At 67.5% G+C, this 21,850-nt stretch carries 23 protein-coding genes and 2 pseudogenes; 10 read left to right on the top strand and 15 right to left on the bottom strand.

The annotated features are described in order from the left end of the window. Positions 1–147: 147 nt before the first annotated feature. Positions 148–1,404 (bottom strand): threonine ammonia-lyase, encoded by a 1,257-nt coding sequence (locus KZO24_RS00765; protein ID WP_271180944.1) that lies wholly within the window; start codon positions 1,402–1,404, stop codon positions 148–150. 104 nt (positions 1,405–1,508) lie between these two features. Here KZO24_RS00765 and KZO24_RS00760 point away from each other — a divergent pair, with 104 nt between their 5' ends. The 3 genes from KZO24_RS00760 to KZO24_RS00750 all read left to right on the top strand — a co-directional run bounded on the left by KZO24_RS00760 (position 1,509) and on the right by KZO24_RS00750 (position 4,730). Then, on the top strand, positions 1,509–2,444 hold the full coding sequence (locus KZO24_RS00760; RefSeq protein WP_069708942.1) for an NAD(P)-dependent oxidoreductase: 936 nt from the start codon (positions 1,509–1,511) through the stop codon (positions 2,442–2,444). Beyond that, positions 2,441–4,132: an amidohydrolase gene (locus tag KZO24_RS00755; protein WP_271180943.1), complete on the top strand. Its 1,692-nt coding sequence runs from the start codon at positions 2,441–2,443 to the stop codon at positions 4,130–4,132. Before KZO24_RS00760 ends, KZO24_RS00755 begins: the two co-directional genes overlap by 4 nt. A gap of 268 nt (positions 4,133–4,400) precedes the next feature. Further along, positions 4,401–4,730, top strand: a complete 330-nt coding sequence (locus KZO24_RS00750; RefSeq protein ID WP_271180942.1) for a GIY-YIG nuclease family protein — start codon at positions 4,401–4,403, stop codon at positions 4,728–4,730. 102 nt (positions 4,731–4,832) lie between these two features. Here KZO24_RS00750 and tatC read toward each other — a convergent pair. From tatC to nagZ, 6 genes and pseudogenes are all read right to left on the bottom strand, one after another. Beyond that, positions 4,833–5,662 (bottom strand): annotated as a pseudogene (gene tatC / locus KZO24_RS00745) (twin-arginine translocase subunit TatC). Between the two features lie 155 nt (positions 5,663–5,817). Next, the gene (gene tatB, locus KZO24_RS00740) at positions 5,818–6,204 is read right to left on the bottom strand and encodes a Sec-independent protein translocase protein TatB (RefSeq protein WP_486486725.1); all 387 of its coding nucleotides are present in this window, start codon (positions 6,202–6,204) and stop codon (positions 5,818–5,820) included. A gap of 20 nt (positions 6,205–6,224) precedes the next feature. Beyond that, the gene (locus tag KZO24_RS00735) at positions 6,225–6,467 is read right to left on the bottom strand and encodes a twin-arginine translocase TatA/TatE family subunit (RefSeq protein WP_008829337.1); all 243 of its coding nucleotides are present in this window, start codon (positions 6,465–6,467) and stop codon (positions 6,225–6,227) included. A gap of 109 nt (positions 6,468–6,576) precedes the next feature. After that, entirely contained in the window at positions 6,577–7,206 is a 630-nt protein-coding gene (scpB, locus tag KZO24_RS00730) for an SMC-Scp complex subunit ScpB (protein WP_271180939.1), read from the bottom strand. Continuing rightward, positions 7,203–8,006 (bottom strand): segregation and condensation protein A, encoded by an 804-nt coding sequence (locus KZO24_RS00725; protein ID WP_486486724.1) that lies wholly within the window; start codon positions 8,004–8,006, stop codon positions 7,203–7,205. The genes scpB and KZO24_RS00725 overlap by 4 nt, the downstream gene beginning before the upstream one ends. A 1-nt stretch (position 8,007) precedes the next feature. Further along, positions 8,008–9,017: pseudogene (gene nagZ, locus KZO24_RS00720) on the bottom strand (beta-N-acetylhexosaminidase). A gap of 381 nt (positions 9,018–9,398) precedes the next feature. Between nagZ and KZO24_RS00715 the strand changes: the two are divergent. Further along, positions 9,399–9,647 (top strand): metallopeptidase family protein, encoded by a 249-nt coding sequence (locus tag KZO24_RS00715; RefSeq protein WP_486486723.1) that lies wholly within the window; start codon positions 9,399–9,401, stop codon positions 9,645–9,647. Between the two features lie 55 nt (positions 9,648–9,702). Further along, positions 9,703–11,475, top strand: coding sequence for a bifunctional metallophosphatase/5'-nucleotidase (locus tag KZO24_RS00710; protein ID WP_486487198.1), 1,773 nt, complete (start codon positions 9,703–9,705; stop codon positions 11,473–11,475). 133 nt (positions 11,476–11,608) lie between these two features. On the opposite strand, the gene KZO24_RS00705 is transcribed toward KZO24_RS00710, so the two are convergent. Then, entirely contained in the window at positions 11,609–12,280 is a 672-nt protein-coding gene (locus KZO24_RS00705; protein ID WP_008829331.1) for a glutathione S-transferase family protein, read from the bottom strand. A 175-nt stretch (positions 12,281–12,455) separates the two neighbouring features. On the opposite strand from KZO24_RS00705, the gene KZO24_RS00700 reads away from it, so the two are divergent. Next, positions 12,456–12,842: a VOC family protein gene (locus KZO24_RS00700; protein WP_008829330.1), complete on the top strand. Its 387-nt coding sequence runs from the start codon at positions 12,456–12,458 to the stop codon at positions 12,840–12,842. Positions 12,843–12,983: 141 nt separating this feature from the next. Here KZO24_RS00700 and KZO24_RS00695 read toward each other — a convergent pair whose 3' ends face one another. After that, positions 12,984–13,928, bottom strand: coding sequence for an acyl-CoA thioesterase (locus KZO24_RS00695; protein WP_486486722.1), 945 nt, complete (start codon positions 13,926–13,928; stop codon positions 12,984–12,986). A gap of 132 nt (positions 13,929–14,060) precedes the next feature. Here KZO24_RS00695 and KZO24_RS00690 point away from each other — a divergent pair, with 132 nt between their 5' ends. Then, entirely contained in the window at positions 14,061–14,690 is a 630-nt protein-coding gene (locus KZO24_RS00690) for a LysE family translocator (protein WP_008829328.1), read from the top strand. 3 nt (positions 14,691–14,693) lie between these two features. On the opposite strand, the gene KZO24_RS00685 is transcribed toward KZO24_RS00690, so the two are convergent. The 4 genes from KZO24_RS00685 to metX all read right to left on the bottom strand — a co-directional run bounded on the left by KZO24_RS00685 (position 14,694) and on the right by metX (position 17,619). Continuing rightward, on the bottom strand, positions 14,694–15,383 hold the full coding sequence (locus tag KZO24_RS00685) for a hypothetical protein (RefSeq protein WP_271180934.1): 690 nt from the start codon (positions 15,381–15,383) through the stop codon (positions 14,694–14,696). 87 nt (positions 15,384–15,470) lie between these two features. Then, complete coding sequence (gene metW, locus KZO24_RS00680; RefSeq protein ID WP_008829326.1) at positions 15,471–16,082, bottom strand: methionine biosynthesis protein MetW; 612 nt, start codon at positions 16,080–16,082, stop codon at positions 15,471–15,473. Continuing rightward, positions 16,079–16,513, bottom strand: a complete 435-nt coding sequence (locus tag KZO24_RS00675; RefSeq protein WP_271180933.1) for a GNAT family N-acetyltransferase — start codon at positions 16,511–16,513, stop codon at positions 16,079–16,081. The genes metW and KZO24_RS00675 overlap by 4 nt, the downstream gene beginning before the upstream one ends. Next, positions 16,510–17,619, bottom strand: a complete 1,110-nt coding sequence (gene metX / locus KZO24_RS00670) for a homoserine O-acetyltransferase MetX (protein ID WP_008829992.1) — start codon at positions 17,617–17,619, stop codon at positions 16,510–16,512. Before metX ends, KZO24_RS00675 begins: the two co-directional genes overlap by 4 nt. A gap of 57 nt (positions 17,620–17,676) precedes the next feature. Here metX and hisC point away from each other — a divergent pair, with 57 nt between their 5' ends. The 3 genes from hisC (at position 17,677) to KZO24_RS00655 (ending at position 20,609) form a co-directional block, all read left to right on the top strand. Beyond that, entirely contained in the window at positions 17,677–18,804 is a 1,128-nt protein-coding gene (gene hisC / locus KZO24_RS00665; protein ID WP_370424431.1) for a histidinol-phosphate transaminase, read from the top strand. Continuing rightward, entirely contained in the window at positions 18,801–19,715 is a 915-nt protein-coding gene (locus KZO24_RS00660; RefSeq protein ID WP_271180931.1) for a prephenate/arogenate dehydrogenase family protein, read from the top strand. The genes hisC and KZO24_RS00660 overlap by 4 nt, the downstream gene beginning before the upstream one ends. Before the next feature lie 114 nt (positions 19,716–19,829). Then, complete coding sequence (locus KZO24_RS00655) at positions 19,830–20,609, top strand: transglutaminase-like domain-containing protein (protein WP_271180930.1); 780 nt, start codon at positions 19,830–19,832, stop codon at positions 20,607–20,609. On the opposite strand, the gene KZO24_RS00650 is transcribed toward KZO24_RS00655, so the two are convergent. Together KZO24_RS00650 and KZO24_RS00645 are read right to left on the bottom strand one after the other, a co-directional pair. Next, entirely contained in the window at positions 20,606–21,310 is a 705-nt protein-coding gene (locus KZO24_RS00650) for a lysophospholipid acyltransferase family protein (protein ID WP_271180929.1), read from the bottom strand. The genes KZO24_RS00655 and KZO24_RS00650 overlap by 4 nt on opposite strands. Further along, entirely contained in the window at positions 21,307–21,846 is a 540-nt protein-coding gene (locus KZO24_RS00645; RefSeq protein ID WP_008829997.1) for a YdcF family protein, read from the bottom strand. The genes KZO24_RS00650 and KZO24_RS00645 overlap by 4 nt, the downstream gene beginning before the upstream one ends. Between the last annotated feature and the right edge of the window lie 4 nt (positions 21,847–21,850).

Below are 21,850 nucleotides of genomic sequence, written 5' to 3'. Positions count from 1 at the left end.
TAACCACAAAAACCGACCGGTCTGCGGTGAAATCGCGCCGGACTGGCGGTATCGGCCCATCGCCGTACCAATTCGGGGCGATGGGTCGATGTAATCGTTACCTCGAACGATATACCTCGATATCGCCCAAGGCCAGCCTCTTTCGAATCAGTCGGTCTCGACCAGCTTCACTTCGTAGCCTTCGCGGCGCAACCCGGCGATCAGCGCCTGCAGCTGCTCCTTGTCGCGCGCCTCGCACTCGATCTCGGTGACGAGACCCTTGGCGGGCAAGTGCGTGAAGATGCGCTGGTGGAAGACTTCGATGATGTTGACGTTGTGTTCGTGGAAGATCTTGGCGACCTTGAACAGCGCGCCGGCGCGATCCTGCAGGCCGATCTTGAGGCGGGCGAGGCGGCCCGAGCGGGCGAGGTCGCGCAGCAGCACGTTCGCCAGCAGGCGGGTGTCGATGTTGCCGCCCGACAGCACGAGGCCGACCTTGCGGCCGACGAAAAGCTCGCGGTTGTTGATCACGGCGGCAAGGCCCGATGCGCCCGCGCCTTCCACCAGCGTCTTCTCGATCTGCAGCAGCAGCGCCAGCGCGCTCTCGATCTGCGATTCGCTGACCAGCAGGAACTCGTCGAGCAGCGAGCGCAGCACCTTCGAGGTCATCAGCCCCGGCGCGATCACCGCGATGCCTTCGGCCAGGGTATCGCCGCCGATCGGCAGGCTGGTGCCCTTGAGCAGATTGTACATCGAGGGATAGAGCTGCGCCTCGACGCCGATCAGGCGGATTCCCGGATTGATGTCGCGCGCCACGGTGCCCATGCCGGTGGACAGGCCGCCGCCGCCGACCGGAAGGACGAGCGTGTCGAGGTCAGGCACGTCCTCCAGCATTTCCAGCGCGACGGTGCCCTGTCCGGCGGCGACGTGCGGGTCGTCGAAGGGGTGGACGAACGTAAGGCCCAGCTGGCCCTCCAGCTTGCGGGCGTGGGCATAGGCCTCGTCGAAGCTCTCGCCTTCGAGCACGACCTTGCCGCCCACGCTCTCGGTCTGCATGACCTTCACCGTCGGCGTGGTCTTGGGCATGACGATGGTGACGGGCACGCCAAGGCGGGTGCCGTGGTAGCTCAGGCCCTGCGCGTGGTTGCCGGCCGAGGCGGCGATGACGCCGCGCGCCTTCTGCTCCTCGGTCAGCAGCAGCAGCGCGTTGAGCGCGCCGCGCTCCTTGTAGGCGGCGGTGAACTGCAGGTTCTCGAACTTGAGCCAGATGTCGGCGCCGGTGATCGCGCTCAGCGTGGAGCTGTAGAGCGTCGGCGTGCGCACGACCTTGCCCGAAATTCGCATCCCCGCCGCGCGTACGTCGGCTGCGGTCAGCGGGGCGTCTTCGAGGCCCGCGGGAGCGGTGTTGAGCAAAGTCTGGTCCATAGACCCGCGCGCCTACCGGAAACGGCGACGGATGGAAAGCAAAGTCGGCCCATGACGGTGCCTATGGCGGTTTGCTTTTGGCCAAAAGGCGCTAAGAACGGGCCATGACCGAAGAGACCGCCTCCGAAGCCCCCGCCGCCCCGGCCGTACCCCCGCGCAAGGTCTCGATGATCGGCCTCGGCACCATGGGCGGCGCGATCGCGCGGCACATCGCGCAGGCCGGGCACGAACTGACGATCTACAACCGCACGCCCGAGCGCGCACGCAAGTGGCGCGACGCCAACCCCGGCCTCGCTCACCGCATCGCCGCCAACCCGGCCCACGCGGCGCAGGACGCTGATGTGGTGATCACCTGCGTCGGCAACGACGACGACCTTGCCGACGTCGTGCTCGGCCCCAACGGGGTGTTCCGCATGCTCAAGCGCGGCGGCACCTTCATCGACCACACCACCGTCTCGGCGCGCATCGCCCGCCAGATCTCGGTCGAGGCGCGCGACCTCAAGATCCACTGCGTCGACGCGCCGATGACCGGATCGCAGATCGGCGCGGAGAACGGCACCCTCACCCTGATGTGCGGCGGGCGCGACGATGCGCTCGAAGCCGCACGGCCGATCATGGAGAGCTACTCCAGCCGCATCGTCCACGTCGGCAAGGCGGGCTCGGGCCAGATCGCCAAGATGGCCAATCAGATCTGCATCGCCGGCAACGTCGCGGCTTTGGCAGAGGCGGTGCGCTTCGCGCAGGCCTCGCACCTCGACATGGACAAAGTCTACGAGGCGATCTCGGGCGGCGCCGCGCAGTCCTGGCAGATGGACAACCGCTGGAAGACCATGGACGCGGGCGAATTCGACTTCGGCCTCGCGATCGACTGGATGCGCAAGGATCTGGGCCTCAGCCTTGAGGAAGGCCGGGGCCTGGGCGTCTCGCTGCCGGTGGCGGCGCTGGTCGATCAGTTCTTCTCCGACGTGCAGGCCACGGGCGGCGGGCGGCTCGATACGAGCGCCATCATCAAGCGGCTCCCCCAGAAGGGTAAATCGTGAAGTCATGGATTGCGGCAGCGGCCACGCTGCTTTCGGGTACGGTGCTGGCAACTCCCGCCGTCGCCGATGTGCTGGTGGACAACGTCGAGGGCGTCACCCCTGACGGCAAGGGCGGCGTGGAGCGCTTCGAGGGCTTCCTGATCGACCCGCAGGGCAAGATCGCCCAAGTCTTCCACAAGGGCGACAAGCGACCCAAGAAGGTGGACTACAAGGTCGATGGCAAGGGCCGCATCCTCGTGCCCGGCATGATCGATGCGCATGGCCACGTCATGGCGACCGGCTTCGCGAAGATGACGCTGGACCTGTCGATGGCGAAGTCGCTCGACGAGGCCCTTTCGCGCATCGCCGCATGGACCGCCGCGCATCCCGAGGCGCCGTGGATCCTCGGCGGCGGCTGGAACCAGGCGAGCTGGGGGCTGGACCGCATGCCGACCGCCGCCGAACTCGACACGGTGACCGGCGGCAAGCCCGCCTGGCTCACCCGCATCGACGGGCACGCGGGCTGGGCCAACTCCGCCGCGCTGGCCGCTGCGGGCGTGACCGCCAGCACCGCCGATCCGGCAGGCGGCGAAGTGCTGCGCGTCGCGGGGTCGAAGGCCCCGGCGGGCGTGCTGGTCGACGCCGCCACCGCGCTCGTCGAGAAGAAGCGCCCCAAGCCCCGCCCCGAGGATGCCGACACCGCCTTCGGCGAGGCGCAGTTGCAGTTCCTGGCGGCGGGCGTCACCACCGTGGCGGACATGGGCACCTCGATCGAGGACTGGCAGACCTTCCGCCGCGCCTCCGACAAGCACCAGCTGCGCATGCGCGTGGTCGCCTACGCGGGCGGCATCGAAGCGATGACGCTGATCGGCGGCCCCGGCCCCACACCGTGGATCGACGACGACCGGCTCAAGATGAACGGCGTGAAGCTCTACCTCGACGGCGCGCTGGGTTCGCGCGGGGCGTGGCTCAAGGCGCCTTATGCCGACGATGCCGCCACCAAGGGCCTGCCGCAGATGAGCCAGACCCAGCTCGGCAACCTGATGAGCCGCGCGGCGATGGACGGCTTCCAGGTCGCGGTCCACGCCATCGGCGATGAGGCCAACGCCACCGTGCTCGATTCGATCGAGGAACTGTCGCAGACCTACAAGGGCGACCGCCGCTGGCGCATCGAGCATGCGCAAGTGGTCGATCCCGCCGACATCCCGCGCTTCGGCCGTAACGGCGTGATCGCCAGCATGCAGCCGCAGCACGAAGCCTCCGACCGCGTCATGGCCGAGGCGCGCCTCGGCCCGCAGCGGCTGGCGGGCGCCTATGCATGGAAGTCGATCGCGGCGACGGGCGCGAAGCTGGCCTTCGGCTCCGACACGCCCGTAGAGCCCGCGCATCCCTTCGAGGGCCTCGCGGTGGCGATCAGCCGCACCGGTGCGGACGGCCAGCCCACCGGCGGCTGGCAGCCGCAGGAAGTGCTGACCCGCGAGGCGGCGCTGGGCGCCTACACCACGGGCGCGGCCTACTCACTGTTCGCCGAGGACCGCCTCGGCCGCATCGCGCCGGGCATGCGCGCGGACTTCCTGTTCGTGGACGAAGACCCGATGACCGCCGAACCGCAGGCGCTGCGCGGCACGCATGTGCTGGAAACGTGGATCGGCGGCAGGCTGGCATGGTCGGCGGCGCAGGACGGCGGCAAGGCGGGGGTGCGGCGGTAAGCGCACTGCTTTCGCCCTACACCGCTCATGCTGAGCCCGTCGAAGCACGGGAACCTCGCGCCCAGCCTCGGGGCCTTCGACAAGCTCAGGCTGAGCGGGGTTGGTAGGTTGCTTTCCTGACCGCGCCATTGCCGAGGATTAACCCCAATCCGCTCGGGCCGAGCGGGACGACGAGGTTGCTTTTCGGACCGCCCCTTGCCGAGTTTTAACCCCAACCCGCTCAGGCTGAGCTTGTCGAAGCCCGCCCGCAACGCCAGACCCTCAGTCCATGGCGTTCCACACATACATCCTGCGCTGCCGCGACGGATCGTATTACGTGGGCCACACCGATGACCTCGAACGCCGCATCGCGCAGCATCGGACCGGCGCCCTCGGCGGATACACAGCAAGCCGCCTGCCCGTGACATTCCTCTGGGCGCAGGATTTCCAGACTCGCGACGATGCCTTCGCCGCAGAACGCAAGCTCAAGGGCTGGGGCCGCGCCAAGAAGGAAGCGATGATGGCGGGAGACTGGTCGCTGGTCAGCGAACTGGCGCGGAACGGGAAAGCCCGCGCGGGGATCGCCTCGCCGCCGGGGGCTTCGACAGGCTCAGCCTGACCCTTCGACAAGCTCAGGGTGAGCGGAGGTAGCGCAAAAATCCCAACCCCGCTCAGGCTGAGCCTGTCGAAGCCCGCACGCGGCGCCGGACCTTATCAGCCCTTACTCCGCCGCAGCGTGTCCGGCAGCCTTGGCGGCTTCCTCGACGGCCTTTTCCTCGCGCGCGCGGTCTTTCGCGTCGCGGCGCTCGGTGAACCACATCAGCACCAGCGTGCCTTCCCACAGCAGCAGCAACGGCACCGCCAGCAGCAGCTGCGAGACGACGTCGGGCGGGGTCGCCACGGCGGCGACGATGAAGATGCCGACGATCGCATAGCGCCGCGCGCCCACGCACTGCGCGCGCGTGACCATCCCCGCACGGTTGAGCAGCATCAGCAGCACCGGCAGCAGGAAGCTGATCCCGAAGGCCAGGATGAACTGCATCACCAGCGCGAGGTAATCCCCCGTGCCCGGCAGCGCCTCCAGCTTGAGCCCGCCCTTTTGTCCCTCGAACGTGAGGAAGAAGTGGAACGCCGTGGGCATCACCACGTAGTAGGCCAGCGCCGCGCCCATCGTGAACAGCACCGGCGTCGCGATCAGGAACGGCAGGAACGCCTTCTTTTCCTTCGCGTAGAGGCCGGGGGCGACGAACTGCCAGATCTGGTTGGCGATCACCGGGAAGCTGACGAAGAAGGCCGCGAACATCGCGATCTTCACCTCGACGAAGAAGGCTTCGTAGAGCTTGGTATAGATCAGCTTGCCTTGTCCGGGCGGGAACGCCTCGGTCAGCGGGCGGACGAGGAAGGCAAAGATGTCGCCCGCGAAGTAGAAGCACACCGCGAAGGCCAGCGCGAAGGCCATGAAGGCCCGCAGCAGGCGGCCCGAAGCTCGATCAGGTGATCGAGCAGCGGCGCCTGGGTGTCGTCGATGTCGGAAATGCGGAAGGGCTGCATTTATTTCGGCCTCAGGCCAGAGTGCGAGGCGGGAGGGCCTGACCCCAAATCGTCATTGCGAGCGTAGCGAAGCAATCCAGGACGGTCTTCGTGGCCCTGGATTGCTTCGCTACGCTCGCAATGACGAAGGTGATTGGAACTCATGTCATTTCGCCTCAGGGCGGCGGCGGGGGTAAGTGGAATTCAGCCTGCTTCGGCGCTTCGGCCTTGGGCGTTTCCGTGTCACCAGCCACGGCAACCTCCGCAACTGGCTCCGAAATGGCGGGCGCCTTCATGTCGTCGGCAGAAGGGTTCATCGAGGGGAGCTGCGGGCTCGCCTTCATGATGGCCTCGTTCTGCTCGCGCCACTTGCGCTCCATTTCCTCCAGTTCGGCCTCACGCACCATGGCGTCGATGCCGGACCGGAAGTGGTTCGACATCTTGCGCATCTTGCCGATCCAGCGGCCAGCCGTGCGCAGCGCCATCGGCATGTCCTTGGGACCGATGACGACGACCGCCACGATGACGATCATCAACAGTTCGGATGCACCGACGTCGAACATCCCCGATCAGCCCCGAGCGCTCAGGCCTGTTCGTTCTTCACTTCGGTCGCGGTCGGCGCCGGATCGGCCTTCTGCGACGAGATCTGGGCGGCGGGAGCCGAGGCTTCCTGGGCCTTCTTGGCCTCTTCCTCGTTCATGCCGTCCTTGAAGCTCTTGATGCCCTTGCCGAAGTCACCCATGATTTCCGAAACGCGGCCGCGTCCGAACAGCACGAGCACGATCACGAGAACGATCAGCCAGTGCCAGATCGAGAAGCTACCCATAACCTCAACTCCAAAAGCGCGGTCGATTCCGACCGGTCATAGGGAGCATGTAGGCGCTTTGATGCCAAGTTGCCAGCCCGTCATGGTTATGTCCTTCACCGGTCGCACGTCAGTCATCTTCGGAATCCGCGTTGTCCGGTATGCGAGGATTCTTGCTGCCCAGCGCCGTCTCGATCATGTCTTCGTCAACCGGGTCGAGCAGGCCCGCCGCGCGCAATTCGTCGATGCCCGGCAGTTCCTTCAGCGAGCCCAGCCCGAAGTGGTCGAGGAACGCTGGCGTCGTCGCGTAGATCACCGGCCGCCCCGGCACCTCGCGGCGACCGGCGACGCGCACCCAGCCCGCCTCCATCAGCACGTCGAGCGTACCCTTGGCGGTCTGGACGCCGCGGATCGCCTCGATCTCGGCACGGCTGACGGGTTCGTGGTAGGCGACGATCGCCAGCACCTCGGTGGCGGCGCGGCTGAGGCGGCGCACGTCCTCCTTCTCACGCCGGAGCAGGTGCGCGAGATCGGGCGCGGTCTCGAAATGCCAGCGCCCGCCGCGCTCGACGAGGTGGATGCCGCGTCGCTCATAATGGCGCTGCAGATCGGCGAGCGCAGGGCGGACCTCGCCGCCCTTCTCGCCGAAACCGAGGTGGAGCGCGACCTGATCCGCGGTAAGCGGTTCGGTGGAGGCGAAGAGGGTCGCCTCCACGGCACGCAACACGTCGTCGGGCGCGTTTTGGACGTCTTGTGTCACGTTTGGGTGCCTTTGAGTGCCCTTAGGCGCAGGGGGCCATACGTCTCGTCCTGCGCCAGTTCGGCCTTGCCGGTACGGGCCAGTTCGAGCGCCGCGACGAAGCTCGAAGCCAGCGCGGAACGGCGCAATTGCGGGCTTTCCCAGCTGCCATGCGCTGCCGGAAGGAAGTCGCGCAGTTCCATCCAGTCGATCGCCACGCCGAGCATCGAGGCGACCCGGGCGATCGCGGTGTCGAGCGTCATCACCATCCGCTCGCGCACCATGTGCACTACCGGCTGCGAACGGATTTTCACGTCGCCATAAGCCCTTACGAGGTCGAACCACTCGACCTGCCAGCGCGACTTGCGATCGACGCGCAATCCCTCGGGAGCACCCCGTTCGAACACATCGCGCCCCAGCCGGTCGCGTCCCATCAGCCGCGCCGCAGCCTCGCGCATCGCACCCAAGCGCTGCAGGCGCATCTGCAGGCGCAGGGCCATTTCCTCGGGGCTCGGGTCCTCCTGCTCGTCGCGCGGCAGCAGCAGCGCGGACTTCAGGTAAGCCAGCCACGCCGCCATCACGAGGTAATCGGCCGCCAGTTCCAGCCGCAGCGCCTCGGCCTCCTCGATATAGGTCAGGTAAGCGTCGACCAGTTCGAGGATCGAGATGCGCAGCAGATCGACCTTCTGCCGCCGCGCGAGGTCGAGCAGCAGATCGAGCGGCCCTTCCCAGCCGTCGATCTCGAGGTACAGCTTGTTGGCCTGAGCGCCCTGGCGGTCCTCGCCGTCCCAGTCGTCGAAGAGGCCGGGATTACTGGCCACGTCAGGCCGCCCGCAGCGCCAGCAGGGCGTCGCGCTTCGCCAGCAGTTCGGCGTGATCGGCCGCTGTCGCGGGGCCGGTTCCGGCCAGCGCATGGTCGAGACGGGCGGCGGTTTCCTCGGCCATGACCGGCAGGGCCTTGGCGATGCCGACCATGTCGTCCATCTTCGCCCAGCAGTTGAGCGCGATGTCGCAGCCCGCCGCGATCGCCTGCGCCGCCAGTTCCGGCACGCTGCCGGAAAGGGCCTGCATATCGAGATCGTCGGTCAGCAGCAGACCCGAAAAACCGATGGTCTTGCGGATGATCTCGCCGATCACGAAAGGCGAGAGGGTGCCAGGGTTCTCGGCATCCCACGCGGTGTAGCGCACGTGTGCGGTCATCCCGATCGGCGCCTTGGCCAGCGCGCGGAACGGGGCGAGGTCGAGTTCCAGTTCCTCGGCGGAGGCAGTGACGGTGGGCAATTCCTTGTGGCTGTCCGCCATCGCGCGGCCGTGGCCGGGGATGTGCTTGATGCAGCCCGCGACGCCCGAGCGCGCGAAGCCGTCGAGGATCGCGCGGCCCAGCGCCGCCACCCGCATCGGCTCGGCACCCAGCGCGCGGTCGCCGATAACGTCGTGCGCGCCCGGCTGGCGCACGTCGAGCGAGGGTGGCAGTCCACGCTGACGCCGACTTCGGCAAGGTCAAGGCCGAGCGCCTGCGCGTTCACCCGCGCCGCCTCGATGGCGCTGGCGGGGGCAAGGTCGTAGAGCCGGTCGAACGCCTCGCCGGGCGGATAGGCGCTCCAGGTCGGCGGCTTCATTCGGGCGACGCGGCCGCCTTCCTGGTCGATGCAGACGAACAGATGCTCGCGCCCGTGGATGGAGCGCAGTTCGTCGGTCAAGGCGCGGACTTGCGCACGGCTTTCGACGTTGCGGCCGAACAGGATGTAGCCCGCCGGATCGGCGTCGCGGAAGAAGGCGCGTTCGTCGTCGCCGAGGGTCAGGCCGGAGAGGCCGAAGATTGCCGGAACCATGCGTGTTTTGGTCGCAGAATGGCGGCGGTTTCGCAAGAATGGGGGACGATGCGGGTGTGGATGGTGTGATGCCCACCCCGTTCGGCTAGGCGGTAAACCGCCAAGCCTGCCGGCCCTCCCGCCTGCGGGAGGGCGATCCTGTGTTGCTCCCCTCCCGCCTGCGGGAGGGCGATCCTGTGTTGCTCCCCTCCCGCTTGCGGGAGGGGCCGGGGTGGGCATACCTCCACCCATGACCCGCACATTCGGCCCTCCCCCTCCGCCGCCGAGTTCGAGCGCCTCGCCCACGCCGCCTTCGCGCGGATTCCTGCGCCCTTCGCGCAACACCTCGACGGGATCACCGTCCACATCGAGGAATTCGCGGACGAGGAAACGCTGGGCGCCATGGGCATCGAGGATGCCTGGGAACTGACCGGACTCTATCACGGCCGGTCGATGGACACCGATTCGGTGTGGATCTCGGGCGAATTCCCGCCGCGCATCACGCTCTATCGCCAGCCCCTTCTCGCCGAATGGTGCGAGACCGAGGTGGATCTGGAAGACCTCGTCGCGCATGTGGTGATCCACGAGGTAGGGCACCATTTCGGCCTGTCCGACGACGCCATGCATGCGCTGGAGGATCAGGTGCGCTGACAATTCGCACAGGCCATCAGCGAAATTGGCCCTTGGCCCGTCATATTGCAGTGCGATAGAGCCGGGTCATGACTTCCCCCGTCTACGCGCTCTGCCGCTCCTCGCTCTCGCTTTCACCGCTGCCTGCGCTGCACCGCAGGCAACCCGCCCGGGAGCGCCCGTCACGGCGACCACCCCGGTGGAAGTGGGCATCATCGCCATCAACGACTTCCACGGCGCGCTCGAACCGCCCAAGGCCTCGGTCGAGGCCCCCGGCCCTGATGGCAAGACGGTTAACGTGCCCGCAGGCGGCGGCGCGTGGCTGGCATCGGCGGTCGATTCGCTCAAGGCCGAACACCCGAACAACGTCGTCGTCGCGGCGGGCGACCTCACCAGCGCCTCGCAGCTGGCCTCCTCGCTCCACCTCGACGAACCGGCGGTCGGCGTGATGAACCGTATCGGGCTGGAGTTCAACGCGGTCGGCAATCACGAGTTCGACCGCGGCTGGAAGGAACTCCAGCGCCTCCAGAACGGCGGCTGCGAGAAGAACACGCGCCTGCAGCCCTGCCAGCTCGAGCAGTTCAAGGGCGCCAGCTACAAGTATCTCTCCGCCGCGACCTACAGGGACGACGGCACGACGCTGTTCCCCGCCACCGGCCTGAAGACCTTCGGTGAGGGCGCGAGCAAAGTGACCATCGGCTTCGTCGGCCTTTCGCTCAAGTCGATCCCCACGCTCGTCCAGCCCGACATGGTCAAGGGACTGACCTTCGGTGACGAGGCCGAGGCGATCAACAAGGCGATTCCCGTGCTCAAGGCCGAGGGCGCCGACGCCGTCGTCGTGCTGATCCACCAGGGCGGCAAGACGGCTGCCAAGGACCCCAATTCGTGCGAGGGCTTCGCGGGCGACATCCAGCCGATCCTCGACAAGCTGAACCCCGGCGTCGATCTCGTCGTCTCGGGGCACACGCACTGGCAGTACGTGTGCCAGTACGGCCAGTCGGGCGACGGCTCGCCGATCCTGCTGACCAGCGCGGGCGTCTACGGCAAGCTGGTGACCGACATCACCCTCACCATCGACCCCGCCAGCCACAAGGTCATCGCCAAGAAGGCCCGCAACGTGATCGTCCAGTCGCCGGGCTACACCAGCGGCCGGGGCGACGTGCCGAATACCACCGCCTACCCGCAGTTCCAGCCGCGTGCGGACGTGGCCGATTATGTCGCGGGCTACGTGAAGGATGCGGCAGGGCTGATCCAGCGCCCCGTCGGCAAGATGTCAGGCCCGGCGGCGAAGGGCAGCAGCGAGAGCGCCAGCGGCGGCGACCTCGGCAACCTGGTTGCCGATTCGCAGCTCGCGGGCACCCGGGCTGCGGGCGCGCAGATCGCCTTCACCAACCCCTTCGGCATCCGCGCCCCGATCGACCCGGCGCCGGACGGCACCGTCACTTTCGGGCAGGTCTACGCGACGCAGCCCTTCAACAATGAACTGGTGACGATGACGCTGACCGGCGCGCAGGTCCGCGCGGTGATCGAGGACGGGCTCGACGACGCGGGCGACAAGCAGGCGCTGGCGCCCTCGGCCGGCCTGAAGTTCTCGTACGACATGCGCCGTCCCTCGGGCAGCCGCGTGGTGTCGCTGACGCTGAACGGCAAGCCGCTCGCCCCTGCCGCGAAGTACCGCGTCACCGTGGTCAACTTCCTCGCCGAAGGCGGCGACGGCTTCGCGACCTTCAAGCAGGGCACCGAGATCACGCGCGGCATGATCGACAACGAGGCGTTCCAGCAGTGGCTCGCCGCCGTGCCGGTGCGTCAGGTGCCCAAGGAAGAGCGCACCGTTCGCCTCGACAAGTAACCTCATCGTCATCCCCGCGAAGGCGGGGACCCATCTGATGCCGGTGCAACAGGCTCAGTCAGGAAATGGGTTCCCGCCTTCGCGGGAATGACGGCGGTGGAATTGAAGGCAATCGTCTGCGTGGCAGTTCCGCTCAGGCGTCCACTTCAGCGTAGTGGCTGGGCGGCTGGATCACTTCCATGCGCTCCGACAGCAGCGGCCGGAACGAGGGCCGCGACTTCATCACCAGATACCAGCCGCGCGCCTGCTCGTGGCTCGACCAGTCGAGGCCGCCGAGATAGTCCGCCACCGACAGCTGCGCCGCCGCCGCGAGGTCCGCCAGCGTCATCGTCGCGCCGGCAAGCCAGGGCCGGTTGTCGATCAGGTAGTCGATGTAGTCGAGGTAGTCGTGCGCCAGCTTCATCGATTCGCGCAACGCCTTGGCATCGGGCGCCTGGCGGAACACGAGGCGCTTCTTCATCCGCTCCAGCAGCAGCGGGCCGGAAACGTCGTTGTAGAAGTTCTCGTCGAACATCGCGATCAGGCGGCGGATCTCGGCCCGCTGCTGGGCGGTGCCGCTGATCAGCGGATAGCGATCCACCGTCTCCTCGAAGTATTCGCAGATCGCGCGACTGTCCGACAGCACGAGGCCCTTGTCGGTTTCACGGATCACCGGCGTGCGTCCGGCCGGGTTCATCGCGAAGAGGCGATCCTCGCCTTCCCACGGTCGCGCGGTCTGGAGTTCGTACGCGATGCCCTTTTCTGCCATGAGCAGCCGGACCTTGCGACTGAAGGGGCAGAGCGGGAACTGATAGATGTGCCACATGGCGATCCGGAATGCCGAAAGGGCACGGCCCCGTCCATTTCACGGAGGCGGGAATCAGGTGGATAAGTCCGCGCTCCATCCGTTGCGCGATATCTCGCGCCCCTGCGCCTCCGCTCGTTGACCCCTGCCGTGCGCGCCGACACTCTCTCCGCAAACGGGAAAGGGAGAGGAAACCGTGCTGCTCAAGTCAATCCGCCTCGGGTCGAACGACCTTGCCAGAACCCGCGCGTTCTATGACGCGACCTTCGGTGCGCTGGGCCTCGCACCCTGCTCGACGCCCGATCAGTACCCGATCGTAATGTGGGACCTTGGCGGCGTGCGCTTCCTGCTCGGCCCGGCGCGCGACGGCGAGGCGTGCACGCACGGCAATGGCGGCACGATCCTGTTCGACGCGCCGGATCAGGATGCGGTCAGGACTTGGCACGCGGCGGGCCTGGCCAACGGCGGCACCGACGAAGGCGCCCCCGAGGCCAAGCCGCAGGCGCGCGGCGCCTTCGGGGCCTACCTGCGCGACCCCGACGGCAACAAGCTCGGCGTCTATTCCGGGCTGAGCATGGGCTGAAGTGTGATCGCCTGCGACTATGCCGCCGTCATCCCCGCGAAGGCGGGAACCCATCTCCCGATGCTTCATGTTGCACGGGCATCAGTTGGGTCCCCGCCTTCGCGGGGATGACGAAAGTTGGAAGCATGTCGAAGAGGGTGATCACGCCGCCCGGTCCACCACGACCATCGTGAAGGTCGAGGTTGCCGAGTGGCGGCGTTCGCCGTTCATCAGGTTCTCGGCCCAGAGTTCGACGCGGATGAGCACCAGATCGGGGCCTGCCATGACGACCTCGGAGATCAGCTCGATCATCTCGCCCTCGCGGATCGGCGACTTGAAATCGATGCGGTCGGACGTGCCCATGATCATCGGGCGGCGCATGTGGCGGCTCGATGCGATGAAGGCGGCGCGCCCCATCATCTTGAGCGCGTCGCCGCCGAACAGCGAGCCGTAGTGGTTGGTCTGCGCCGGGAACACCATGTCGACCATGTGCAGCCGCCCGGTCTCCACCGAAGGCGCGGGCTCGGGCAGCGGCGGGAACGGGAGCTTCGTATCCGGCCCCTTGGGCGCGACGAGGACGAAAAGGCCGCGCGTGCAAAGGCGGCGCTCGCCGGTGAGCGGGTTTTCGGCGACCAGTTCCACTTCGACATCGACCGATCGGGTGCCGACGCGGGTGATCAGGCCGGTCGCCTCGATCAGATCACCGATGCGGCCGGGGTTCTCGAAGTCGATGCGCTCGGTCCGCGCGGTGACGAAAGGCGCGCGGGCATGGCGGGCGGCGACGAGGAAGGCGATCTTGTCCATGTGCGCCAGCGCGACGCCGCCGAACAGGGTGCCATGGTGGTTGGTGTCGCCGGGAAAAACGGCGTCGATAAGCTGCACCGCGTGCGCGGCGGGAGTGGTCTTCAGGGTCATGTCATACTCGTCGATTCGGGTCACGGTCGCCGGACGCCCTCCCGAATACGAATGGGATACGCGGCCGTCGGCCTGGTCGGGAATCGTCTCCACGGGATGGACGACCGGCTCGGCATGGAGGGGGCGATGCTGCGCCCTTGGCCGGTCTGTCAGCTGCGGGCGCGGCGAGGCGCCCGGCAGAAGGCGGCGCACCTCGCAGCCGGGCAGGCTCCGGTCAAGCGAAAGGGCAGCGATTATCTTGCAGCTTGTGCCACTGGTGTTGCCTTGTCCGCACCTCGGGCATAAGCCGCGCCTTCTTCAATCCCGTGCAAGGACCTGCGCACCGTGACGCTTCATACCTGGTGGCTTTTCGTCGCCGCCGTCTTCGTGGTTTCCGGTACGCCGGGGCCGAACATGCTCCACGTCCTGTCGCGCAGCGTCGAGATGGGCGCGCGGCGCAGCACGATCGCGATGGCGGGGTGCCTCTGCGCGATCTTCCTGCTGATGGGTTCCTCCGCCGCCGGACTGACGACGCTGCTGCTGGCGCTCCCGGGTTCGTTCGAAGTGCTGCGCTATGCCGGTGTGGCCTATCTGGTGTACCTCGGGGTGAAGTCCTGGCGCTCGCCCGTGGCACCGCTCGACCCCACCGAGGGCGAACTGCCGCCCGCTCCTTCGAGCCTCGCGGTGTTCCGGGGCGGCTTCACGATCGCCATCAGCAATCCCAAGGCGATCCTCTTTGCGGCAGCCTTCTTCCCGCAGTTCATCGACCCCGCGCTGCCCAAAGTGCCGCAGTTCGCAATCCTGCTCAGCACGTTCGCCGTCATCGAAACCGGGTGGTACTGCGCCTATGCGCTGGGCGGCCGTTCGCTGGCGGGCTACCTCACGCGCCCCGCGATCAAGCAGGCGTTCAACCGGGTGACCGGCGTGTTCTTCATCGGCTTTGGGCTGGCGCTGCTGAAAGCGCGGCCGCACTGACGCTCACTTGATCTCGCGGGTGACGTTGCCTGCGGGATCGAGCAGCCTCACCCCCGGCGTCCCGTCTGCACCCACGCCCAGTGTCAGTCGCGGGCGGCCTTCGGCATCGCTCAGCACCAGCGATGCCTCTCCCGTCGCATCGCGGCCGAGCCAGATGCGACGGGCCGATTCGAAGCCTGCCTCGGCCAGCAGCCGGGCCCGCTCCGGCCCCGGCGCCATGTCGCGCAGGCGGCGCCCCGCCGCCACGTCCATCAGCCTGTCCGGGCGATCGGTGACGATGACGCCGACACGGCGCGCCTTGCCCTCCTCAGTGCTCACCATCTGCAGCGTCTGGTCCTGGTGGTAGCGATCGAAGGTCAGGCTGCCGCCGTTTGTGGGCACGCCGTTCTTCATCCCGCCGTCGAAAACGAGGCCGCCGTTCTCGTCGCCCTGATCGTTGAAGAAGATCATCCCCGCTTCCTGCCGGTTCGGGTGCGGATGCTCGACCCCGCCAAGGATCAGGCCGGGAATGCGGGCCTTGCCGGAGATCGTCATGCGCAAGGTGCCGTCGGGTTCGCGCACGTTGATGCGCTGGACGTCGATGGTTTCGAATTTGGTGGCAGGCGCCGAAACGGCGGTGAGGCCGAGCCACACCGTCGCCAGCGTCATCACTGCAGCATAGGCTCCGACGGCTTTCGAGGCGTCAATTCGCAAGGGTCGTCTCCCGGAAGAGCGCGGGCAACCCGGCCCGCCGGTTCCGAGAGAGAATCATGCCTCGCCCAGCAAGGCAACCCTCGCGGCTCAGCCCCCGCGCGAGAGCAGGAACACCGCGTGCTCGGCGCGGAAGTTCGCCGCCGCCGCGCTGCACTGGGTATCGCCTGAAAGGAACCAGCGTCCCTCCACCGTGATCCCGCGTTCCTGCAGCAGCGCGCGGAAATCGTTCACCGTCAGGTGGTGGATGTTGGGCGTCTCGTACCAGGCGATCGGCAGCAGGCGCGTCACCGGCATGCGGCCGTTCCACAGCAGCGAGGTGCGGACCCGCCAGTGCGCGAAGTTCGGGAAGCTGACGAAGGCCTTGCGGCCGATGCGCAGCAGTTCCTCCAGCACCATGTCCGGCCGCATCGTCGTCTGCAGCGTCTGCGACAGGATCGCGTAGTCCACCGACTTGTCGGGATAGAACGCAAGGTCCTTGTCGGCATCGCCCTGAATCACCGAGAGGCCCTTGGCCACGCAGGCGCCTACGTTCAGCGCGTCGATCTCCATACCGCGCGTGGCGCAGCCTGAACCGTCGCGCAGGGCCTGCATCAAGGTGCCGTCGCCGCAGCCGACGTCGAGTACGCTGGAATCCAGCGCGACGTTCTCGGCGATGATCGCAAGGTCCGGGCGCAGGCCGGTCTTCATCGCGGGGGTCATGACGCCACCTGCAACTGCACGGCGAAGGCGGGCGAGAGACGCTCCATCAGCCGCTCGGGCCGCATCAGCGGATTGAAGCCGAGCGCGGCGTAGACACCGTGCGCGTCGGCGGTGGTCAGCGCGAAACGGCGCACCGTCTCGTAGCCAGGATGGTCGAGGAACCATTGCACCATGCGGCGGCCGAGGCCCGCCCCGCGTGCAGGCTCATCCACCCAGACGTCGGCGAGCCAGGCGAAGCTGGCGTAATCCGTGATCATGCGGGCGAAACCGACCTGCCCATGTTCGGGGTGATAGGCCCCGAGACAGTGCGAGCCCGCGATCTGGCGCTCGACCTGTTCGATCGCGATGTCGGGCGTCCAGTAGCTGGAAGCGAGCCAGCCATGCACGCGCGCCACGTCGAGGCGGGTCTTGTCGTCGGAAAGCTGGATCATCCGATGAACCCCTGCACCACACGGTCGAGCGCGGGCACGTCGAGCAGGAACGAGTCGTGCCCGAACGGTGCGGAAAGCTCAACGAAGCTCACCGGCAGGCCCGCCGCGTTGAGCGCGTGGACGACATTGCGCGATTCCGCCGTGGGATAAAGCCAGTCGGTATCGAAGCTGACGAGGCAATACCGCGCCTTCGACTTCGCGAAGGCATTGGCGAGCATGCCGCCGTGCTCTTCGGCGAGGTCGAAGTAGTCCATCGCGCGGGTGATGTAGAGGTACGAGTTCGCATCGAAGCGGTCGGTGAACGACAGCCCCTGATAGCGCAGGTACGATTCGATCTGGAAATCCGCGTCGAAACCGAAGGTCTTCTCCTCGCGGTTCTGCAGGCGGCGGCCGAACTTCTCGGTCAGGCCCGCTTCCGACAGATAGGTGATGTGCGCGGCCATGCGGGCGACGGAGAGGCCCTTTTCCGGCCCCTTGCCGAAGGCATAGTAATCGCCCTCGCGCCATTCGGGGTCGGCCATGATCGCCTGACGCCCGACTTCGTGGAATGCGATGTTCTGGGCCGAATGCCGCGCAGTCGAAGCCAGCACCAGCACCGCGCGCGTACGCTCCGGGAAGTTGGCGGCAAGGCTGAGCACCTGCATCCCGCCCATCGATCCGCCGACAAGCGCGTGAAGGCTGTCGATCCCCAGAGAATCGAGCACAGCGATGTGCCCCCGTACCATGTCGCGGATGGTGATGACCGGGAAGCGCATGCCCCAGGGCGTACCGTCCGGGCCGTCACTGGCCGGGCCGGTCGAACCCATGCACGAGCCGATCACATTGGCGCAGATCACGAAGAAACGGTCGGTGTCGATCGGCTTGCCAGGGCCGACCATGCGCACCCACCAGCCGGGCTTGCCGGTCTTGGGGTGGTTCGACACGACATGCTGGTCGCCGGTCAGCGCGTGGCAGATCAGGATCGCATTGTCCTTGGCCGCATTCAGCGTGCCGCAGGTCTCGTAGGCGATGCGCGCGCAGGGCAGCATCTGCCCGCCGTCGAGCAGCAGCGGCATGTCGAGGTCGAGGTGGCGGTTCTCGATAGGGGGATTGAGCACGGTTGCCATGATCCGAGCCCCAATAGAGGCTCAATCGGACTCTGTCATTAGCCGCCATGGTGCGTTATGGGGCCGGCCGTCATGAGCGAAACGATCACCACTCCGAAAGCCCCGACTCCCAAGCCCTGGATCGAGGCGATCCACGCCTATGTGCCCGGCAAGTCGAAAGGCAAGGACGGCCGCTCGCTCATCAAGCTCTCCGCCAACGAGAACCCGTTGGGCACCAGCGAGGCCGCGCTGGCCGCGAAGGCCGCCGCGCCCGCGCTCTATCCGGACCCCGACAGCACCGCCTTGCGCACCGCGATCGGCGCGCGCCACGGCATCGATCCGGCGCGCGTGGTCATGGGCACGGGCTCGGACGAACTGCTCAACCTTGCGGCGCAAGGCTATGCGGGCCTCGGCGACGAGGTGATCTACGTGCGCTACGGCTTCTCGGTCTACGACATCGCCGCGCGCCGCTGCGGCGCGACGCCCGTGGTCGCGCCCGATCTCGACTACGGCACCGACGTCGATGCGCTGCTGGCACTGGTCACCGAGAAGACCCGCGTGGTCTTCGTCGCCAACCCCAACAACCCCACCGGCTCCTACCTGCCCAAGGGCGAGATCGCGCGCCTGCACGCTGCCCTTCCCTCCGACGTGCTGCTGGTGCTCGACCAGGCTTACGGCGAATATGTCGCGCCCGAGGACGAGGACGGCGCGCTGGCGCTGGCCGCCGTGCATGACAACGTGCTGGTGACGCGCACGTTCTCCAAGATCTTCGGCCTTGCCGGAGAGCGGATCGGCTGGGGCACCGGCGCGCCCGGGATCGTCGCCACGCTCAACCGCATTCGCGGCCCGTTCAACGTCTCCTCCACCGGGCAGGCGATGGCGGAGGCGGCGCTGGCCGACACCGCCTTCGTCGAGGCGAGCCGAGTCCACAACCGTGACGAGCGCGGCCGTTTCGTCACGAAGCTGGAAGCGCTGGGCAACCACGGGTTGCGCCCGCTGCCGAGCCAGGCGAACTTCGTGCTGATCCTGTTCGAAGGCGCCCTCACCGCCGAAACGGCGTTCGAAGGCCTTGCGGATCGCGGCTACATCGTGCGCTGGCTGCCGGGCCAAGGTCTGCCGCAGGCGCTGCGCATCACCATCGGCAAGAGCGCCGACATGGACGCCATCGCCGAGGCCCTGCGCGAAATGGCGGAAAGCCCGAAATGAGCTTCGCGAACATCGCCATCATCGGGCTCGGCCTGCAGGGCGGTTCGATCGGCCTCGCCGTGCGCGAGTTCCTGCCTGAGGCACGCACCACCGGCTTCGACCTCAGCCCCGACCACCGCGCCCGCGCCGCCGAGCGCGGCCTCGTCGACAAGGTCTGCGCCACTGCCAGCGAAGCTGTGCGCGATGCCGACCTCGTGATCTTCTGCGTGCCGCCGGGCGCGATGGGCATCGCCGCCGAGCAGGTGCGCGGCGCCCTGCCCGCGACCGCGCTGGTCAGCGACGTCGGCTCGTCCAAGCAGGCCATCGCCAAGGCATTGGGCGAAGCGCTGCCCGACCACGTCGTCATCCCCGCCCACCCCGTCGCCGGCACCGAGAACTCGGGGCCGGACGCAGGCTTCGCGCACTTGTTCCGCAACCGCTGGTGCATCGTCACCCCGCCCGCCAAGGTGGACATGGTGCGGTTGTCGCAGCTCGTCGGCTTCTGGGAAGCGCTGGGCGCCAACGTCGAGATCATGACGCCTGAGCACCACGATCTCGTGCTCGCGGTCACCAGCCACTTGCCGCACCTCATCGCCTACACCATCGTCGGCACGGCCTCCGATCTGGAAGACGTGACGCAAAGCGAGGTCATCAAGTATTCGGCCGGCGGCTTCCGCGACTTCACCCGCATCGCCGCTTCCGACCCGACGATGTGGCGCGACGTTTTCCTGTCCAACAAGGACGCGGTGCTGACGATGCTGCAGCGCTTCACCGAAGACCTGACCGCCCTCCAACGCGCGATCCGCGTCGGCGACGGCGAGCAGTTGTTCGATACCTTCGCTCGCACCCGCGCGATCCGCCGCTCGATCATCGAGGAAGGCCAGGACGACGCGCGGCCGGACTTCGGCCGCGGGGATCACGAGGGCCGGTAAAGCACGTCATCCCAGCGAAGGCCGGGATGAGGGCCACTTTGTTTATGGGGGCTTGGAGCTACCGGGCATCTCGTGCTTTGAGCGGGCGAACCTCCTGCTCGAGAGCCCGACGCCATGCAGCTATCCATCCAGACTATGCTTGAATACGCCGTGCCCGGCCCCGTCGACGTCCTGCTCCAGATCGAGGCTGCGATTATCCCGGAACAGCGCGTGCTGCACGCTCACATCGAGCTGCCGCCGCTCGAACATTTCGCCCGCGTTCCCGCGCAGGCTTGCATCGGCGAACGCATCTGGCTGCGCACCTCCGCGCCGCTGACGGTCCGCTACGAGGCCACGGTAGAGGTCGATCGCTTCCTCGCCCCGGTGGACGGGCTCCCGGCCGTGCCCCCGCACAGGCTGCCGGGCGAGACGGTCGATTACCTGATGCCCTCGCGCTACTGCACCTCCGACACGTTCCACGACTTCGTGGAAAGCGAGTTCGCCGGATTGCAGGGAGGCGCGCGCGTCGGCGCGATCCGCGACTGGATCGCCGGAACGCTCACGTACGAACCGGGCTCCAGCGACGCCTTCACCACTGCCGCCGACACGTTCCAGAGCCGCAAGGGTGTCTGCCGCGACTACGCGCACCTGATGATCGCGCTGGTCCGCGCCAGTGCCATCCCGGCCCGCTTCGCAAGTGCCTACGGCATCGGCGTCGAGCCGCAGGATTTCCACGCCATCGCGGAAGTCTTCCTCGACGGCGCTTGGCATCTCGTCGATGCCACCGGGATGACCACGCCCGACCGCGTCGCCAAGATCGGCGTCGGGCGCGACGCGGCGGACGTTTCGTTCCTCTCCAGCTTCGGCGAGGTGGAAATGCTCTCGCAGACCGTCCAGGTCAGCGCGGCGGCCTAGATATTCAGCGCGTTGATCGCGGCGTGGACGCGCGCCTCGACCTCGTCCCGCGGGAGGCCGGGGGCGATGCGTTCGCCGACGCGCAGGGTGATGGTCCCCGGCTTTTTCCAGCGGCGGTGGTAAAGCCGCCCGCTGTCGACCGCCACCGGCACCACCGGCAGCCCCAGCAGCTTGTAGAGCCCCGCGAAACCGGACTGCAGCGGCGGCTGTTCTCCCGTCTTCACCCGCGTGCCTTCGGGGAAGATCGCCAGCGGGCGGCCCTGCGCGGCGAGACCGCGCGCGCTCGACACCATGGTGCGGAGAGCCTTGGCGCCTTCGCCACGTTCCACCACGACCGCGCCATAGCGGCGCAAGGCCCATCCCCAGCCGGGGATTTCGGCCAGTTCCGCCTTGGGGAAAGGGGCCGGACGCTGCATCTGCGCGGGCAGGTCGATCGCCTCGTAAAAGCTCTCGTGCTTGATCGCGACGAGCACGCCCTCGTTCGGCAGTTCCCCTTCGATGACAAGGCGGATGCCGAGCAGCCAGCGGGCGCACCAACGGTGGAATAGGCCCCAGCCGCGCACGGCGCGGCGCAGCGGCTCCTCGCCGAACAGCGACCCCACGAAACATGCGGTGACCATCACGATCGTGCCCGGATAGAACACGACATAGAACAGCAGCGAACGCACGACGTCGAGCGGGTTCGCCCTTTCGGAATTCATCGCAGGGCTTCCCAGAGGTTGAGCGCGGCACGGGCCAGCAGCTTGTGATATTCGAGGAACAGCGTGCTCAGGCTGGGATGCGAAGGTACGCCGTCCAGTTCCAGCCGCACGTCATCGGGAAACTCGCGCGCGATCTCCAGTGCGGCGCGGCGCATGTGCCAGTCGGCGGTGACGAGGCGCACCGACTTGGCGTTATGCTCGGTCACCCATTGCACCGCCTCGACCGCGTTGGAGCGGGTGTCGTAGGCCCGGTAGCCCAACGTCACGCAGCAGCGCATCAGGCGCGCGGGCACCCGGAACTGGTGCGCGAATTCGCGCGGGCGCACTTCGCGATCGACGCCGGAGACGAGCATGTCCGGTGCCTTGCCCGCCTCCAGCACCTTGACCGCATGCTCGATGCGGCCCTGGCTGCCGGTGAGGACGATGATCGCGTCGGTCTTCACGCTCGCGGGCAAAGGCCCGGGCAGGGAAACGGCGAACCACAGGAACCCGAAGGCCCAGAGCAGCACGACAGAGGCGGTGAAGCGGCGGAACATAGAT

Source organism: Novosphingobium sp. NFX11 (genome assembly GCF_057376415.1).
Note: the sequence above shows the minus strand (reverse complement) of the source record. Positions and strands in the feature narration are given on the sequence as shown.